Here is a 17113-nt window from a genome sequence, read left to right on the forward strand (position 1 = left end):
CACGGTGCGTCCAGGCATTGCACAGTGGCGACCTGGACCTGGCGGAGACGTATTGCAATCCAGGGCTGGAGTTCGAGCCCCGTTCCGCTGACGGGGCCACCTGCCTGGGCCCGGGCACTGCCGAGTTGGGCGCGCTCAAAGTGCCAGGAGCACCTCCACTTGCGTCTGTAGCACGCGGGCTTCTTCGCGCTTGCCGAGTTGGAGGTAGAGCGCGGCCGCGTCGCGACGCTCCTGGATTTCACGCTGGATGAGCGCATCCACCGTCTCCGGAGCCAAGAGCAGTCGAGGCACCTCGCCACTGCCGAGTCCCGCCGTGCTGCCAGCGATGCGGCCACCGGCGGCAGGTTCAGGCGCGACGCGGATGTCGGGTGCCTCGGCATTGTCGATGGCGGCGAGCGTTTCCCGAAGCACCGCGGAGGCGGGGGCGTTTCGAGTGCGCAGTGCCTCTTTCAGCGCGGCACGCAGCGTGGCCTTCCATTCAGCGACGGTCTTCATGCGCCTCCAGGTTTGGAAATGGGGTCATACGCTGTACCTTGGGGACGACCTAGGGAGGAACGAGCCCGCCGCACCGAGCGGCTCAGTTGCTGAACACGCTCGCCACGGCTCTTCCTCCTGGTGGAGGAATCGGGTCCACTTGGAGCCCCTCCACGAACGGGTGCTTGCTCCATGACGAAGAAGACGGCTGCTTCCGATGCGAACCCGACGGGCCTCTCCCGCCGCACGCTGCTCGGGGCCGCGGCGGCTGTGACCGGTGTTCTGGCTGCCCGCGATGCGCGCGCTGCCGCGCCGGCCGCCGCCGCACCCGGGTCCTTCGCGCTCGAGGAGGCGACGGTCGCGGAGCTGCGCGCGGGCCTGGAGTCCGGCAAGTACACCGCGCGCGGACTGACGGAGTCCTACCTCGCGCGCATCCGGGAGCTCGATCGCACCGGGGACCTGCCGCTGTGCTCGGTCATCGAACTCAACCCCGACGCGCTCACGCTGGCCGACTCTCTGGATGCCGAGCGCAAGGGGAAGGGCGCGCGCGGGCCGCTGCACGGCATCCCCGTGCTCATCAAGGACAACATCGCCACGGCGGACAAGATGCAGACCACGGCGGGCTCGCTCGCGCTGGTGGGCGCCGTCCCCGCGCGTGACGCCTTCATCGTGGAGCGGCTGCGCGCCGCCGGCGCCGTCCTCCTGGGCAAGACGAACCTCAGTGAGTGGGCCAACTTCCGCTCCACGCACTCGACCAGCGGTTGGAGCGGACGTGGTGGCCTGTGCCGCAATCCCTACGCGCTTGACCGGACCCCTTCGGGCTCGAGTTCCGGCTCGGGCGCGGCCACCGCGGCCAGCTTCTGCGCCGTGTCGGTGGGCACCGAGACGGACGGATCCATCGTCTCGCCTTCGGCCGCGTGCTCACTGGTGGGCTTGAAGCCCACGGTGGGGCTCGTCAGCCGCGCGGGCATCATCCCCATCTCCTCGACCCAGGACACCGCGGGCCCCATGACGCGCACCGTGGCGGACGCCGCGGCGCTGCTGAGCGTGCTCGCTGGCGAGGACCCCCGCGACGCAGCCACCGCCGCGAGCAAGGGCCGCGCCCACCCGGACTACACGAAGTTCCTCGACCCCCAGGGGCTCAAAGGTGCGCGCATCGGTGTGCCGCGCGAGCGGTTCTTCGGCTACCACCCGGCCACGGACGCGGTCGTGGAGCGCGCGCTCGAAGTGATGAAGGCGCAAGGGGCCGTGCTGGTGGATCCGGTGGTGTTGCCCAACGTGGCGAAGCTCGACGAGCCCGAGTTGGAAGTGATGCTGTATGAGTTCAAGGCGGGCCTGGAGGCGTACCTTGCGGAGCTCGGCGAGGGCGCCCCCGTGCGGACGCTCGCGGACCTCATCGCCTTCAACGAGAAGAACCGCGAGCGTGAGATGCCCTACTTCGGGCAGGAGCTGCTGCTCCAGGCGCAGAAGAAGGGCCCGCTCACTGACGCCGCCTACAAGAAGGCGCTCGCGGCGTGCCGCCGGTATTCGCGCGCCGAGGGCCTGGACGCGGTGATGAACAAGCACCAGTTGGATGCGCTCGTGGCGCCGACCCAGGCACCCGCGGGCCCCATCGACCTGGTGCTGGGCGACCATTGGCTGGGCAGCAGCTCCACGCCCGCCGCCGTGTCCGGCTACCCCACCATCACGGTACCCGCGGGCGACGTGCACGGGCTGCCGGTGGGGGTGTCCTTCATCGGCCGAGCCTGGAGCGAGCCCGTGTTGCTCAAGCTCGCCCATGCCTACGAGCAGGCCTCGCACGCGCGGCGCAAGCCCGCATTCCTCCCGAGCGTGGACCTGCGCGGCGCGTAGCGGAGGGCAGTGGCTTCGGTCGCTACATGAGACCGAAGCCCTTCTTGACGAGCAGCCTTCTGGAGGAACTCGCCTTCACGGTGGTGAGTTCGATGGTGTCTTCGTTCACGCCGGTGACGTCCTGCTTCAACTCACCGACGAACTTGCCGTACTCCCCCGTCTGGGGATTCAAGACCAGGATGGAGACAATCTCGTCGTAGCCGTAGATGTCGAACTTGCACGACATCCCGCCCATGCTTCCGCATTTGAGCTTGATCTGGACCGCGGCGTTCATGGCGAAGCTGTCCAGGACACCTCGGGCGGCCAGACAACTGTAGATCTTGATGGTGATCGCCTTGTCGGTCAGCCCGTCCGCGAGCACCCGCGCGGCCAGCTCGTGCGGCTGGAGGATTTCCCGGGTGCCATCTTCGGTGGGACCCCGGTCGACCATGCGGTTCGGCGTCACGTCGCCATGGCCAATGATGTAGAGCGTGTCGCCGGCCTTCAGGTCGCCGAGCGGCTTGTCGGGGCCGTGCCGCACCCGCACCAGCTCCTTGGTCCAACCCCGTGCCTTCTCTGCCTGGATCCACCTGTCGATGAGGTCTTCGATGCAGTCGCTCTTGAAGGGATTGTAGAGAAACACTCTGGTCATGCGCGCCATTGCACCTTGGGGTCTCCTTCGAAGTCGAGCCGCACCGTCGACCGCGCGGCCTCATTGCCTTGCTGCCCTGTCTGGTATTGGAATCGCAGCGTGGAGGTGAACGCTCGATGAGGCACGGTGCGCCACGGGTATGGGTCTACATGATGGCCCTTTCCACCGTGGCGTGTGCCACTGGCATCCCCTCACGAGGCGCGACGGGGGTCTACGCGGCGCGGCCACCGCCTGTGGCGGAGAGGCTTTCCGGGCCTACCTGGTCCTGGCTGGATCCGGAACAGCTACGGCCCGACACCGGCGCTCAGCGCGACGAGGAGCTGCTCGGCTGGCTCATCTCGGGAGACCGCGCCCAGCGCGCCGAGGCGCAGGTGCGGCTGCTCCCCCAGGGCGCATCGCTACTGCCCAGGCTCGAGGCGTTGGCCACCCGTGCCCGCGATGACGAGGCACGGTCGGCACTGCTCGAGTTCATCCAAGTCCTCACGAAGCGCAGGTTCCACCCAGACATGCTCGGCGACCATCCGGAGCTGAGCGCGCTGAGCGCGAAGGCCGTGGCCCGAGGCCTGGGGCTCGTGGCTTTCTGGCAGACGGAGCCCGCTCCACGCGAGCTCCTCCAGGAACTCCCGGTGAGCCTCTGCGGCAACGAACCCCACCACGACCCACGGCTGCGCATCGAGGGACGGAGGCTCCGGGAGCTGAGAGACAAACTGGGAACGCTCGGCGGATTGGCGCTGCCCGGTGTCGAGCGGCTCCTGGACTCGCCCTCCGCCACCGTCCGTCTCCAGGGAATCGTGCTCGCGGGGGCGCTGGGGCTTCGTCCGAGTCAGGCGGCGCTCGAACGGATGCGGAATGATCCGGGAACGGTCGAACTGGAAACGCGTTACGCGGACTCGGACTTCTTCGAGAACACGTCCATGGCATCGCGGCAGTCGAAGGTCTCACTCTCCCACCGCGCGTCCCTGGTGGCAGGGAGGTTCAATGCAACCTGGCGGGAGGCTCGTGAGAACGACCCAGAGCTGTACCGCATCGAGGATGGAATCAGGGAGTGGCTTGTCTCCGCACGGACCGTGGCGGCGGCGGATGACAACCCGGGGATTTCCGAAGAACTGTCGGGGGACCTCATCAACAGTCTTCGCCAAGGGGGCGGCTGGGACGCCGCGGATGCACAGCAGTATTGGAACCGGGTCAGGCCGGTGTGGCGCTTGTTCTGGATGACGGGCGGACTCACGCCGGATGACGGCTGGCGGGAGGACTGGTACGCGCTCCTCCACAGTCGGGACGGCTTCCAGACCCGCCGCGAGCCTGGCTCCGGGAGCGGGACCGTCGTTCGCGTCGAGACCCCCGTGGGAGTGGAGGCGGAGCTCGTCTCCTTTCCCAACGGCGCCAACGACGAGGTCGTGGTCCAGCGGGGCGTCCTGCCCCTCACGCTTTCTTCCAAGCAACCGGTCTACCACCTTGGTATCCGGCTGCGGTTGGGCGGGGAATGGGTGGACACGGGGCCGTTCTTCTTTCCGCCCCAGGGCGGCCGGATGACGGTCTGGCTGCAGCCGGAGATGTTCCTGCGCTACCTGAAGGAGCGCGCGGCGCGGCCCTGAGCCGGGTTTTCGTTCCCACGTACGCGGCTGGTAGCATCACGGCGCATGCGATTCAGCTGGGTGTTGCTCGGGGTCGTGGGGCTCGCGTGCGCGGGGCCCTCTCGCGGCGTGCGTGACGCGGATGCGACGCTGACGGTGCGGGTGAAGGACGCGGAGGGCAGGCCCGTGCCCGGCGCCCGGCTGAAGCTCCTGCGGGCGAACCTGAGCCTCGTGAGTCCGCGAATCGACTCCACCGACGCGCGAGGGACCGCGAGGCTGCACCCTCGGCCCGGGTGGTACTACGTGCGGACCGAGGCGCCGGGGTTCGTGGCGTATCCGGAGGCGGAGGTGAGGCTTGCGCCGGGGGCGAGCCAACAGCTCGACATGACCCTCGTTCGCGAGGCCCCCTTCTCCGGCCGCGTGGTGGATGCGCAAGGACGGCCCGTGGAGGGCGTGGAGCTGCGGCTCTTCCCGGAGGATCCGGACGCGCCCTGGGCGGACGCGGCGAGCGACGCGCAGGGGCACTTCGCGTTCACACGCGTGGCGCCAGGGCCAGTCGTGCTCCAGATGTACAAGGAGGGCTGGAGCCCCTACCGCATGGCGTTCACGGCGCCTCGGGCCGAGCTCACGGTGGTGCTGGGGACATTCGGCGCCTTGAAGGTGCGGGTCGTGGATCCACAAGGCCGGCTCAAGCCCGGGGGCCCCTCCGGAATCACGCCCGTGGTGCGGTCTCCTGATTTCGTGCTGTTTCCAGAGAAGACCGCCGACGCGAAGCTCTTCCCGAGGCTGCCCGCAGGGCGCTACCTCGTCACCGGCTATCACGAGGCCGCGCCCGACTGTTCCTGGAGTCGCACCGAGGAGGTCGAGGTGCAGCCCGGTGGACTCACGGAGTTCACCGTGAGCTTCGAGGGCCTTCACGGTCAGGGAGCCTTGAGAGGGCGTGCCGTGGATCCGACGGGGAGGGCGCTGGATGGGCGTACGGTGAGGGCCCTGTTCCCTGGAGGGGGCGAGGACACGGTGGGCCTGGGCGAGCACTGCGAGACGACCACCGGCGCGGACGGATCCTTCGTGCTTCCAGAACTCCTGGTGCCTGTCGACCATCTTGAGCTGAATGATCCCGAGGTGACCTGGCGGTGGGCGTCACCCCCTCCACGTCCGGGGGCTGCGCAAGAGGCCGTGGTGTTCCGAACGGACTGGGGGCTCGTGGAGGGCCGGGTCCTGGGGCCGAGCGGACGACCCATGGAGCATCTCCGGGTGGAAGGCCGCCCGGTGGAGGCTCCCCACGGGCGCTTTCGATGGCGCACCTTCGGCGCCGAGCCCCAGCAGTGGCTCCTCGAAGCAGAGGGTTTCGCATCCACCCTCCTGCGCATGGAGGGACAGCCGGATGAGGTCCAGACGCTTCCCGACATCACCTTCGACGTGGGCCGGGTCGTGCGCGGCTGCATCATCACCGCCGAAGGAACGTCCGTGGGCGCGGGGCTGGAGGTGATGCTGTTGGAGCCCTCCCGCATCGGGGTTCCCACCCGCACCCAGAGCCTGCAACCGACGCTGGAGGCGAAGACGGACGACCAGGGATGCTTCCAGCTTGGGCACGTCGCCGGGCGGCCCCAGCTCCTGCGCGTGGACGCGGCCTCACGGGGTACTGCGTTGCGTGAGCTGAAGCCGGGCGAGACCGGGACGGACCTTCGGCTGGACCCCTGGGTGCCCCTGTCAGGGGCCGTGACGGATGGCGAGCGCGTGCCCCTGGAGGGGGTGCGCCTGGACGCGTTGTGTGAGGGTGGCTTCTTCGCGGACGCCATCACCGATAGGGAGGGGCGCTACATCCTGAAGGTCCCCTCCGGACGCGAATGCTTCGTGCATGCGCTGGGCGTCGAGCAGGAGGGACGCCGCCCCCGGCCGCCCGTGTTCGTCTTCTCGCCCCAGCGGATCCGCGCGTCCTCGGGGGCAGGCGCGTCACTGGACTTCGCGATGCGACAGGGGCCCGCCTCGCTGCGCGTGAGGCTTCCCAATCCGCACGAATCCATGACCGCCTTCGCCCTTCCCGGTGACATCCCCATGCCGCGGAGTGCGCAGGAGCTGGACGGCCTCGTGCGCGCCGGCCTCCGCGCGAACCCCTCGCCCGGCATGTGGCCCTCCGAGAGCCTCGGCTTTGTAGAGAGCTTCTTCTTCGGCCAGGGCGAGTTCGTGATCAGCGCGCTACCCCTGGGGCACTACACGGTCTTCGTCCAGCGGCAGGGAGGCGACGGGGACGCCGTCATCCGACTGCCGGTGGAGCTGACGCGCGCGGGGGAGCACCTGCTCGAAGCAGAAGACCCCTACGACGACGGCCACGGCACCGTGTTCCCGCGCTGAGCTCCGTCGAGGAACGTGGGGCCGCCGCGCGCTATCGAGCCTGCCCCTCGAGCGTGAGCCCGCCGCCGTGCACGGCGCCGTACGCGTGCGCGGGGTGGATGACAGGCTCCTCCAGGGGCGCGGGCCGCATCAGGCCTGCCCCCAGGAGCGCACCCTCGAGCGAGCCGTGCATCCGCTTCTCGAGCAGGTGCTGCGTGAGTGGTTCGAGCACGGTCTCCAGATGGGGCGGCACCTTCACCAGCGCCAGGTGCGAGCCTCGCACGGCGAGGAACTCCGCCAGGTACTGGAGCGTCGCCACACCGGCGGCGTCCACGAGCGGCACCCGCGACAGGTCGATGACCACGAGCTTCGCCCAGGGCGGGCCGTCGACGAGGTCGTAGAGCTTGAGGTGGTTGATGAACAGGATGGGCCCGTCCACGCGCGCGACCATGAGGTCCAGCGCCTCGGGGGTGTGGGGCGCTTCCGCGGGGGGCACGTGCAGGCCCGGCTGCAGCCGCGATGCATCCGTCACCCGCTGCACCTCCAGCCGCAGGGCGCCATGGCGCCGCACGTAGAGGATGCTCGCCAGCGCGAGCCCCGCCCCGATGCCGGCGAACACGTTGAACACCGCAATGCCCAGCGCGGTGACGAGCACCACGCCCAACGTCGACTTGGACTGATTCCACATGGCAACAAGGCCCTCCAGGTTGAGCAGACGCACTCCCACGACGAGCAGGATGGCGGTGAGTGCGGCAATGGGGATGCGCGCCACCAGCGGCGCGAGCAGCGCCATGGCCACGAAGAGCCACAGGGCATGCAGGACAGAGGCGGCGCGGGTGCGCGCGCCCGCTTGGATGGACGCGCTGGCGCGCACGATGGCGCCCATCACCGGGAAGCCGCCGAACACTCCGGCCGCGATGTTGGCCAGCCCCTGCGCGATCAGGTCCTGGTCCAGGTCACTGTGCGTGCGCGCACCCGTGAGCGCATCGAGCGAGCTCGTCGCGAGCAGCGAGCCGAGCGACGCCAGCAGCGCGAGACCGAAGGCCGCCGGCAGGAGTCCCGCGAGGTGCACGCCCTCGAAGGACGGCAGCGTCGGCATGGGCAGCGAGCGCGGCAGGGCGCCCACCGCGTCGTAGCCCGCGCCGAGCGAGACCATGAGCACGGTGCCGATCGTCAGCCCCACGAGCACCGCGGGGATGCGCTTGTGCACCCGGGGCAGGGCCACCATGGCCAGCGCCGTGAGCGCTCCGGCCGCGACCCCGAGCCAGCCCACGTGTTCGCCCCAGGTGCGCCGCAGCACGAGCGCCACGGCGTTCGCGTGCGTGTCCTCCACCGCGAACAGCCTCGGCAGCTGCGTGTTGAGCAGCAGGAGGCCAATGCCCACCGTGAAGCCCATCACCACCGGCCGGGGGATGAGCCGCGCGAACCGCCCGGCGCGCACGAGCCCCAGCGCCACCTGCATGGCACCCGCGAGCACCGTCGCGATGGCGAGGCCCGCGGCCCCATGCGCCGCCACGATGGCCGCGGCCAGCGGCAGCAGCGCCGCCTCGGGGCCCGTGACCTGATAGCGACTGCCACTGAGCAGCCCGCCGATGATGCCCGCCACCACGCCGGAGACGAGCCCCACGCTCGCGGGCAGCCCCGCCGCGGTGGCGAGCGCGACATTGAGGGGAAGTGCCACGCACGCCACGCTGAGGCCGGCGGCCGCGTCGGCTGGCAGGCTGCTGGGCTGCACCATCTCGCGCCAGCTTTGGAGGAGCTCGCCCGCACGCCGGGTCGAGAAAGGTCGCTTGGAGAGAGCGGTCGTCGAATGCATGACGCCGGCGTCTTTCAGGCGCCGTGCCATGCGTTGTTTCAGAGGGAAACTCGCCCCCGCTGTCGGTCCATCCCTCCAGCGCCCCTGTCGGCTCGGACCGACACTGTTGGGGCCGACAGACGGCCGTGTGAAGTGACGGGCCGCGCGCGCAGGCGCGGGTTAGATTGCGCGCCATGTTGGTGCTTCGACTGCGCGCACGGCTCCTGTTGTCCTACGCGGTGGTCACCGCACTGCTGGTGGCGGCGTTCTCACAGATGGCCGTGGGCCTCATGCGCACCCACGACCTGGTGGCTAGCGTGGGCCAGCAGGAGCTCGCCTCCTTCGAGCGAGAACAGCGTGTGTACGTCGCGGCCTGGGCGCTCGAGCTGGCGGTGCGGCGCGGAGTGGTGGCCTGCGAACAGCGTGACAGCAGCGCGCCCACCGTGCACCGCGCTGTCGCCAGCGCGCGCCAGGATCTCCAGACCGCGCTCGGCGCCGGCGCGGAGCAGCTCGATGCGGGCTTCCGCGCGAGCGCCCAGGACTATGTGCAGTACGCCCTGCAACTGGAGCAGGCCGGCACCTGTGAGTCGATGCTGTCGTTTCCCCTGAGGGAGCGGCGGCTGCAACTGGATGAGGTCCTCACCACGGTGTGGTCCGAGCGCACGCGGGACATGCGCCTGGCCATCCAGACGAAGGAGGACCACGCACGCGCCATCGGCTCGGCGGCGCTGCGCTCCGGTGGGCTCTTTGGCCTCCTGGGCATCCTCGCCGCGGGAGCGCTCGCCTTCGGGCAGGCGCGCGCGGTGTCGAACTCGGTGGCGCTGCTCTCCACGCACGCGCGCCGCATTGGCCAGGGTGACTTCAGCCCGCTGCCGCCATTGCGCGGGCCCGAGGAGCTGCGCGCGCTCTCGCTGGACCTGGACCGCATGCGTGGGCGCCTGGCGGAGTTGGATCAGCTCAAGAGCGCGTTCGTGGCCTCGGTGTCCCACGACCTGCGCACGCCGTTGGCCCGCGTGCGCGAGGCCCTCTCGCTCCTGGGCGATGGCAGCACGGGCCCCCTGACGCCGCAGCAGGCCCGCGTGGTGAAGCTCGCGCAGGCCGCGTGCGAGCGCGAGATCCGCATGGTGACCTCCGTGTTGGATTTGTCGCGCGTGCAGTCCGGCCAGCCGCTGCAGCGCAACGCCGGCGCCTCGGTGGAGCAGATTGTCCAGAACGTCCTTCAGGACCTCGCCTTCGAAGCGGATGAGCGCAAGGTCCAGCTGGTGTACGACGCGGCCGCGAAGCCCGTGCGCGCGCCCATGGACACCGCCCTGGTCGAGCGCGCCCTGTCCAACCTGGTGAGCAACGCCATCGCTGTCTCCAGCGCGGGCAAGACCGTGCGCATCGCGTGTGAGCTGGTGAGCCGCAAGCGCCCTGGCGCCCCAGGCCCCGTGTCCGCGGTCCAGCTGTCCGTCACGGACCAGGGCCCCGGCGTGCCCGCGCACGCGCGCGAGTGGATCTTCCGGCCCTTCGCGAGCCTCGAGGTCGGCGGGCGCCGCAGCACGGGGCTGGGCCTCGCCATCGCGCGCGAGATGATCACCGCGCACGGAGGGGAGCTGTCGCTCGCGGACACTCCCGGGCCTGGAGCCACCTTCACCTTCTGGATTCCCCTGGAAGACCCCGCGACCCCTGGAGGCCGCCTTGACGCCTGAGCCCACCGTCCTGCAGCCCCATGTGCTCCTGGTGGATGATGACCTCCAGCTCGCGGAGCTCATGTCCATGCGGATGACTTCACGCGGCTACCGCGTGACCGTGGAGGGCGAGGGCAAGGCCGCCCTGCGCAGGCTCGCGCAGGAGCGCGTGGACGCCATGGTGCTCGACCTGCGCCTGGAGGACATGGATGGCATGGACGTGCTTCGGGCCGCGCGGCAGCGTGCTCCCGAGCTGTCCGTCATCATGCTCACCGCGCACGGCTCCATCGAAACCGCGGTGCAGGCCATGCAGGAGGGAGCCTATGGCTTTCTCACCAAGCCGTTTCACGACCACGAGCTCATGCAGAAGCTCACGCACGCGCTCGAGCGCTCGCGTCTGCGCCGGGAGGTGGCCGAGCTGCGGAGGCGCATGGGGGAGGACGGCGAACCCCTGCTCCTGGGCATCAGTGAGGCCATCTCGCGCGTGCGCGAGGTGATTGCCCGCATTGCCCCCACCGACGCCACCGTCCTGCTCACGGGGGAGAGCGGCACCGGCAAGGAGCTGGCGGCGCGGATGCTCCACGTGCTCTCGCGGCGCAGCACGGGGCGCTTCGTCGCCGTCAACTGCGGCGCCCTCCCGCCCGAGCTGCTGGAGAGCGAGCTGTTCGGCCACGTGAAGGGCGCGTTCTCCGGGGCCGTGCGCGAGCGCGAAGGCCTGTTTGGCGCCGCCAACGGCGGCACGCTGTTCCTGGATGAGATTGGCGAGGCGTCCCCGTCCGTGCAGGTGAAGCTCTTGCGCGTGCTGCAGGAGCAGCGGCTCACGCGCGTGGGCGCGGACGTGGAGGAGGCCGTGGACGTGCGGGTGGTCGCCGCCACCAATCGGGACCTCGCGGAAGAGGTGGCCGCGAAGCGCTTCCGTCAGGACCTCTACTTCCGGCTGCACGTGGTGCCCATCGAGCTGCCGCCCTTGCGTGAGCGGCTCGAGGACATCCCCCTGCTCGCGCAGCTCTTCCTGGAGCGCACGGCGAACCGCTATGGCCTGCGTCCGCCGCGCCTCGCGCCCGCGACGGTGGAGCTGTTGCAGCGCTATGGCTGGCCCGGCAACGTCCGGGAGCTCATCCACGAGATGGAGGCCGCGGTGCTGCTGGCCGGCACGGACGAGCTTCAGCCGCGGCATGTGCCTCGCCTGGGGCAGGCGCTGGAGCGGCCCCCCACCGGGAGCGCGCAGCTGCCAGGCGTTCCTGGCGGGACAGAGGCCCTGCCCTCGCTGCGCGAGGCCCGTGATGCCTTCGAGCGCGCCTACCTCGCGGAGGCCATGCGCCGCAGCGGCGGCAGTGTCAGCGCCGCGGCGCGAATGGCCGGGCGCAACCGGAGCGACTTCTACGACCTGCTCAAGCGGCATGGCCTGTCCGCCGCTGACTTCAAGGGAACAGCCTAGGGCTGGCCCGTGCTGTGCGCGCGGGCGTCCAGGACCACCTGCCCGTTCTTCATCACGAACCGGACCTGGTTCAGCGCCCGGATGTCTTTCAGCGGATCCCCCTCCACCGCGAGCAGGTCCGCGAGCTTGTTCGGCGCGAGCGAGCCAATCTGGTCCTGCATGCGCAGCAGCTCCGCCGCGTTCACTGTCGCGGCGCGCAGGATGTCCGCGGGTTTGAGACCCGCCTCGGCATAGGCGAGGATCCACTTCACGCTGGCCTGACCTCGCGTCAATCCTGGCAGCACGATGTACATGTCCGAGCCGGCGGCGATCCGAACACCCGCGGCCACGGCACGGCGGAGGCGCTCCTGGGCCCTGGCAATGGACCTCCTGCAGCGCTCCTTCGTCTGGCGCTGGCGCTCCGCATCGCCGCCCTCGGCATCGAAGAGGTCACACGCGTCCATCGGGCCATCCGTCGGTACCAGGAAGATGCGGCCGCGGGCCATGGGCGCGAGCACGTCATCGGGGAGCGAGTACCCATGCTCGACGGAGTCGACGCCCGCCTGGACCGCGATGCGGATGCTTTCGTCGGTGGTGGTGTGCGTCGCCACCGGGCGCTTCATGCGGTGGGCCTCCTCGACGATGACTTTCAGCTCCGCCAATGAGAGGAGGTTGTGCCCGTTGTCGACGATGACCTTGATGCAGTCCGCGCCGTCCATGAGCGCTTGCCGCACGGCGCGCCGGGCCTCCTCCACACCGGAGATGGTGACGTACTCCTGCTCGATGAGGGACTGCGCCGGAGGTTGGAGCGTGGGAAACTGCCCGCCCTGGGGCGCGAGCGCGCGGGTGCAGGCGGAGATTCGCGGGCCCTGCACCCAGCCCCGCTGGATGGCGTTGCGCAGCGCCACGTCGCCGTTGACCCCCGAGTTGCCGACATCGCGCACGGTGGTGACACCCGCCTCGAGCATCTCGCGGCCCAGCTTCGCGCCCAGGAGCGCGCGCTCGGCGGTGCTGCTCTGGGCGACCGGGGGGATGAGGCTGCCGTCTCCGTTCAACGGGCCCAGGTCCAGCAGCAGGTGCGAGTGCGCGTCAATCAGCCCGGGCAGCAGGGTGACGTCCCCCAGGTCGATGACCCGTGTGCCCGAGGGGATGGCGAGGCCGGTGCCCACGGCCTGGATGCGTGAGCCTTCGATGAGCACGACCGCGTCCGGGAGGGCCCGCTCGCTCTTCCCGTCAAAGAGCCTGGCGGCGCGCAGGGCGATGCGCGTGGGCTCCGCGGAGGAGGACGTCTGGCCCCATGACGATACGGAAACGCAGCACAGGAGGAACGTGCCAATGGCAGTCGTCAACAGGCGTCGGGAACGGGAGGGCAAGGCGTGGCTCCTGGAGGCGCTGACGTGTGCCTGTGACGATAGATCCACATTGACCTGATGTCGGCATCGCCAATCCAGGAGGAGCTGGAGCCCGGTGCGCGCGACACCGCTGCGTTGCAGCGGTTGAAGGCGCAGGTCCACGAACTCAAGGCCTCGGTCGCGCACTCCGAGCGACTGGCGCGAGAGGCCCGGGCCACGGCCCCGCGCATGGACACGCCCAGGGCTCCAGGGCAGGCCCGATTGATGACGCGGATGCGTGGGAGGGGCCGTTCATGGCCGCGCTCACGGGCACTCCGGGCCGGCCAGGAGAAGTCGAGGCGGTGGCCTATCTTGCATGGGCGGGAGTGGACCTGGCGTCTTGAACGATGGGTGAGCCGCTGATGGGCCTGCGTCTTCCCGCGTGGCCGGTCGTCAGGGGGCAGGGTCTCCTGGGGATGAAGGCAAACCGCTGGCTGTTGCTGGGGGCCCTGGGTGTCGCCCTCGGTGTCGTCGCTTGTAGCAGTGGAGACATTGGCAAGCCGCCGGACCACCCGCCGGCCACGGTGGATGCCGGAACGGACGCGGGGCAGCCCCTGCCCGACGCGGGGCCCGGCTCGCAGTGTCTCGGTGAGGGCACGGCGTGCAGCCGGGACTCGGGCGCCCAGTGCTGTACGGGCCTCTGCTCGGACACGGGCGTCTGTCCGGCCCCCAATGCCCAGTGCTCCCCCGCGGGCGACGCCTGCGCCAATGGCATCGAGTGCTGCACGAACAGCTGTCTGGACGGCAAGTGCTCCACGCTGCAGTGCCTGGACGTGGGCAGCACGTGCGCCAGTGCGGAGGCGTGCTGCACGAAGCTCTGCGGCGCGGACGGCAGGTGCGCGGCGCTGCCTGCCGACAGCACCAGCAGCTGCAAGGTGCCGGGCCAGGCATGCACCAGCGCGAAGGACTGCTGCTCCAGCAACTGCCAGGGAGGGCTCTGCAGGCCGGCGTACTCGTGCCAGGCCAATAACGACCTGTGCATGAAGGGCACGGACTGCTGCGGCGGTGTGTGCTCGCAGGAGAGCACGGGCACCCCGGGCCGCTGCGTGGCGGTCAGCGGTGGCGGCGCGGGGGGCTGCCTCCAGGACGGCAACCCGTGCTCGGGCTCCAGCAACTGCTGTTCGCGCACGTGCGTGGACCTGGGCTATGGGACCACCGTGTGCCAGCCGGTGGGCGGCTGCCGTCCCACGGGCGACTACTGCACCAACAATGGCGTGTGCTGTGGGGGGGAGAAGCTGTCCAACGCGGTGGACTGCCGCGAGAGCCGCTGTGACAAGCCGAATGGCTGCAACCCGGTGGGCAACGTCTGCGGCAGCGGCCAGCTGCCGGATGGCGGCATCATCGACGTGAACGCCCGCCAGGCCTGCTGCGACGGCCAGAAGGCCGTGTGCAAGGTGGACTCCGTCGGCGTGCCGCGCTGCTTCGGCGGTTGCCCCAACAACACCTGCCCGGCGGGCTGTCCCACGGGCTACACCGGCAAGGAGCCGTGCTGCATCCCGCAGGACCAGCAGTGCCAGTTCTCCGACCAGTGCTGTGGCGGCGCGCGCTGTCTGCCCGGCGCGGATGGCGGCCTGACCTGCCAGAAGGTGACGTGCGATCCCGTGGGCACGCCCTGCGACCCGCAGGCCCCCAAGTGCTGTGCTGGCACCACCTGCTCCATCGTCTCCGAAATCGCCTACGCCTGCCGTCCCGACGGCGTGCCGGGCGGTGGCGGCACGGACGGTGGCACGGACGGTGGCATGGGTGGGGGGACGGACGCGGGCCTGTGCGCCGCGAACGGGAAGGCCTGTAGCTCGGGTGCCGCCTGCTGCTCCGGCATCTGCAACAACGGCACCTGCTCCGCTCCCAGCGCCTGTCAGCCGCAGGGGCAGGCCTGCACCTCGCCCGCGGACTGCTGCGTCGGGCTCGGCTGCAACATCCCGGGTGGGAGCGTCGCCGGCACCTGCGTGACGGGTTCGACCTGCTCCGCCGGTGGTCAGGCGTGCTCGCCCACCAGCCCCTGCTGCCCGCGGCTCAACTGCGAGACGTCCGCCGGGGAAGCCTGCACCGGCACGACGCCCTGCACGTGCAACAGCCCCATCGGATGACCGGAGACCCCCTCATGCTCACCTCCTTTTCGCGTGCCGTGACCGTTGTCGCGTGTTCCCTCTTCCTGTCCCTGGGCCTCACGGCTTGCGGGGATGACGCCATCAGCTCCGACGAGCAGGCCCGCCGCGCGTACCTCGGACTCGACCCGTCCGTGAGCAAGGCCCTGCAACTGGGGTTCGTCGGCTTCAACGCCGCGGCCAACGCGAACATCCCGCCCCAGTCCACGACGGGCGCCGCCTCTGGGACACTGCTCGTCACCGGGCAGGTGGATCAGGGCAGCTCGGCCAACAAGGGGATGCGTCTGCGCATTGGCATGACCGGGTACTCCGACGGGGAGACCGTCCTGGGTGGGGACGAGGATCCGGTGAACATCACCTACGCGTCGAGCACGGACACGGCGGCGCAGCCGGAGCTCACCCTCCAGTTGCGCGACCTCCCGGGCGGCACGTTCACCGGGACGCTCAAGGGGGCCTTCCAGATGTCCGGGGACCTGGAGGGCAGCGTCACCCTGGACCTTGCCCTCACGGGTGAAATCGAGGACGACGGCACGGGGCAGGTCCGCCGCACGCCGGGCAGCACCCATGTGACGGGCACCGCCACGTCCGGAGAAGGCGTCTACACCGTCGACGTCACGCGGTAGCGGAAGGGGCCCACGGCTACGCCGCGCGGGAAAGCCTCCGCCCCGCGCTGCTTCCTCTCGCGCTTCGATTCCGGGCCCTGACCTCGGTTACGGCCCGGAATCGCAGAGGTGCGGTTCGTAGTCGATGCCGCCGGTCCCCCCGGAGCCGACGCCGGACGAGGCGGTCGCACGGACCGAGCCCGGACGTATTCCAGATGTTCCTGAGCGAAGGCCTGATTGATGACGACGCGGACGCGTGGGAGGGGCCGTTCGTGGCCGCGCTCATGGGGAATCCGGGGCGGCCCGGAGAGGTCGAGGCGATGGCCCACCTCGCACGGGCGGGAGTGGACCTGGCGCCTTGACCGGGCCGCGGACCGCCGGGCCGTGCGGATGGTCGTGATGGCCATGCCCATGATGCGCAGCGTCCACGTGATGAACCCGGCGAGGGCGGTGATGCGGCAGTCGGCGTGGAGCGCGCCATCGCCCGAATGGCGGAGGCCCGGCGCCCGCGTGCTCGACAGCCCGGGAGTTCACCAGGAGGAACCATATCGGCTGCACCACAGGTGATGGCGGGGCAGGGCGACATCCGAACGTGGCAGGAGGACTTCTATCTCGAACTGCATCAGCACCCGGAGGTCTCCCACCACGAGAACGCGACAGCGCGGAAGGTGGCCGAGCGGCTCAAGCAGGCGGGCTTTCAGGTGCACTCTGGAGTCGGCGGCACCGGCGTCGTCGGGGCGTTGCGCAATGGAGACGGCCCCACGGTGCTGCTCCGGGCGGGCATGGATGCGCTGCCCGTCCGCGATGGCGACGACGCGGCCCTGGAAGGTGACGGTGTCCTCGGGCAGCACCGGCCGGGAAAACCGCACCCGGCCGCGGCGCACGGTAACCGTCCGGCCAACGACGTGCCGTGAGGGATTGCCGGGGTAGCGGGGCGCGGCGGACGCTGCTGGGCATGGCGAAGCAGGTGGAGAAGCCGGAGTGGGCGCGCATCGCGGAGGCCTTTGAGGCGAGCGGGCAGACGCAGCGGGAGTTCGCGTTGGCGCACGGCATGCGGCTGAGCACGTTGCAGTCGTGGGTGTACCGGCATCGGCGGTCCGCTCCATCGCGAGCGGAAGCCGTGCGGCTGTTGCCGGTGCGAGTGGCGAGCGCCCCCGCGGCGCCGGAGTCCCTGCTGGAGGTGGTGGCCACGAGCGGAGCGCGGGTGCGATTCGCGGTAGGCACCGACGTCGGTTACGTGGCCCGGCTCGTCGCCGCGTTGGGGCGCTGAAG

14 protein-coding genes are annotated in these 17113 nt (G+C 70.3%); 10 read left to right on the forward strand and 4 right to left on the reverse strand.

Annotated features, from left to right (window positions below; genetic code table 11):
- Positions 1-135 precede the first annotated feature (135 nt).
- On the reverse strand, positions 136-495 hold the full coding sequence (locus KYK13_RS11315; RefSeq protein ID WP_223644083.1) for a GatB/YqeY domain-containing protein: 360 nt from the start codon (positions 493-495) through the stop codon (positions 136-138).
- Positions 496-666: 171 nt separating this feature from the next.
- Here KYK13_RS11315 and KYK13_RS11320 point away from each other — a divergent pair, with 171 nt between their 5' ends.
- Positions 667-2325 carry an amidase gene (locus KYK13_RS11320; protein ID WP_223644084.1) on the forward strand — a complete coding sequence of 553 codons (1659 nt, stop codon included), beginning with the start codon at positions 667-669 and terminating at the stop codon, positions 2323-2325.
- 22 nt (positions 2326-2347) lie between these two features.
- On the opposite strand, the gene KYK13_RS11325 is transcribed toward KYK13_RS11320, so the two are convergent.
- A complete protein-coding gene (locus tag KYK13_RS11325; RefSeq protein ID WP_223644085.1) occupies positions 2348-2956 on the reverse strand; it encodes a hypothetical protein in 609 nt (202 codons plus the stop codon).
- 116 nt (positions 2957-3072) lie between these two features.
- On the opposite strand from KYK13_RS11325, the gene KYK13_RS11330 reads away from it, so the two are divergent.
- Positions 3073-4551 (forward strand): hypothetical protein, encoded by a 1479-nt coding sequence (locus tag KYK13_RS11330; RefSeq protein WP_223644086.1) that lies wholly within the window; start codon positions 3073-3075, stop codon positions 4549-4551.
- A 45-nt stretch (positions 4552-4596) separates the two neighbouring features.
- Positions 4597-6882 (forward strand): carboxypeptidase-like regulatory domain-containing protein, encoded by a 2286-nt coding sequence (locus KYK13_RS11335; protein ID WP_223644087.1) that lies wholly within the window; start codon positions 4597-4599, stop codon positions 6880-6882.
- 31 nt (positions 6883-6913) lie between these two features.
- Here KYK13_RS11335 and KYK13_RS11340 read toward each other — a convergent pair whose 3' ends face one another.
- Positions 6914-8707 carry a SulP family inorganic anion transporter gene (locus KYK13_RS11340; RefSeq protein ID WP_370645335.1) on the reverse strand — a complete coding sequence of 598 codons (1794 nt, stop codon included), beginning with the start codon at positions 8705-8707 and terminating at the stop codon, positions 6914-6916.
- A 143-nt stretch (positions 8708-8850) separates the two neighbouring features.
- Between KYK13_RS11340 and KYK13_RS11345 the strand changes: the two genes are divergently transcribed.
- Together KYK13_RS11345 and KYK13_RS11350 are read left to right on the forward strand one after the other, a co-directional pair.
- Positions 8851-10347, forward strand: coding sequence for a HAMP domain-containing sensor histidine kinase (locus tag KYK13_RS11345; RefSeq protein WP_223644089.1), 1497 nt, complete (start codon positions 8851-8853; stop codon positions 10345-10347).
- Positions 10337-11764 carry a sigma-54 dependent transcriptional regulator gene (locus tag KYK13_RS11350; RefSeq protein ID WP_223644090.1) on the forward strand — a complete coding sequence of 476 codons (1428 nt, stop codon included), beginning with the start codon at positions 10337-10339 and terminating at the stop codon, positions 11762-11764. Before KYK13_RS11345 ends, KYK13_RS11350 begins: the two co-directional genes overlap by 11 nt.
- Here KYK13_RS11350 and KYK13_RS11355 read toward each other — a convergent pair.
- A complete protein-coding gene (locus KYK13_RS11355; RefSeq protein WP_223644091.1) occupies positions 11761-13116 on the reverse strand; it encodes an amidohydrolase family protein in 1356 nt (451 codons plus the stop codon). The two genes, KYK13_RS11350 and KYK13_RS11355, sit on opposite strands and share 4 nt — an antisense overlap.
- A 434-nt stretch (positions 13117-13550) precedes the next feature.
- On the opposite strand from KYK13_RS11355, the gene KYK13_RS11360 reads away from it, so the two are divergent.
- The 5 genes from KYK13_RS11360 to KYK13_RS11380 all read left to right on the forward strand — a co-directional run bounded on the left by KYK13_RS11360 (position 13551) and on the right by KYK13_RS11380 (position 17111).
- Positions 13551-15221, forward strand: coding sequence for a hypothetical protein (locus tag KYK13_RS11360; protein WP_223644092.1), 1671 nt, complete (start codon positions 13551-13553; stop codon positions 15219-15221).
- A gap of 14 nt (positions 15222-15235) precedes the next feature.
- Entirely contained in the window at positions 15236-15862 is a 627-nt protein-coding gene (locus tag KYK13_RS11365) for a hypothetical protein (RefSeq protein ID WP_223644093.1), read from the forward strand.
- Between the two features lie 194 nt (positions 15863-16056).
- Positions 16057-16203 carry a hypothetical protein gene (locus KYK13_RS11370; RefSeq protein ID WP_223644094.1) on the forward strand — a complete coding sequence of 49 codons (147 nt, stop codon included), beginning with the start codon at positions 16057-16059 and terminating at the stop codon, positions 16201-16203.
- Between the two features lie 201 nt (positions 16204-16404).
- Positions 16405-16755 (forward strand): hypothetical protein, encoded by a 351-nt coding sequence (locus KYK13_RS39280; RefSeq protein WP_370645336.1) that lies wholly within the window; start codon positions 16405-16407, stop codon positions 16753-16755.
- Between the two features lie 41 nt (positions 16756-16796).
- A complete protein-coding gene (locus tag KYK13_RS11380) occupies positions 16797-17111 on the forward strand; it encodes an IS66 family insertion sequence element accessory protein TnpB (RefSeq protein ID WP_223644095.1) in 315 nt (104 codons plus the stop codon).
- Positions 17112-17113: the final 2 nt, after the last annotated feature.

Source organism: Corallococcus sp. EGB (assembly GCF_019968905.1).
GTDB lineage: Bacteria > Myxococcota > Myxococcia > Myxococcales > Myxococcaceae > Corallococcus.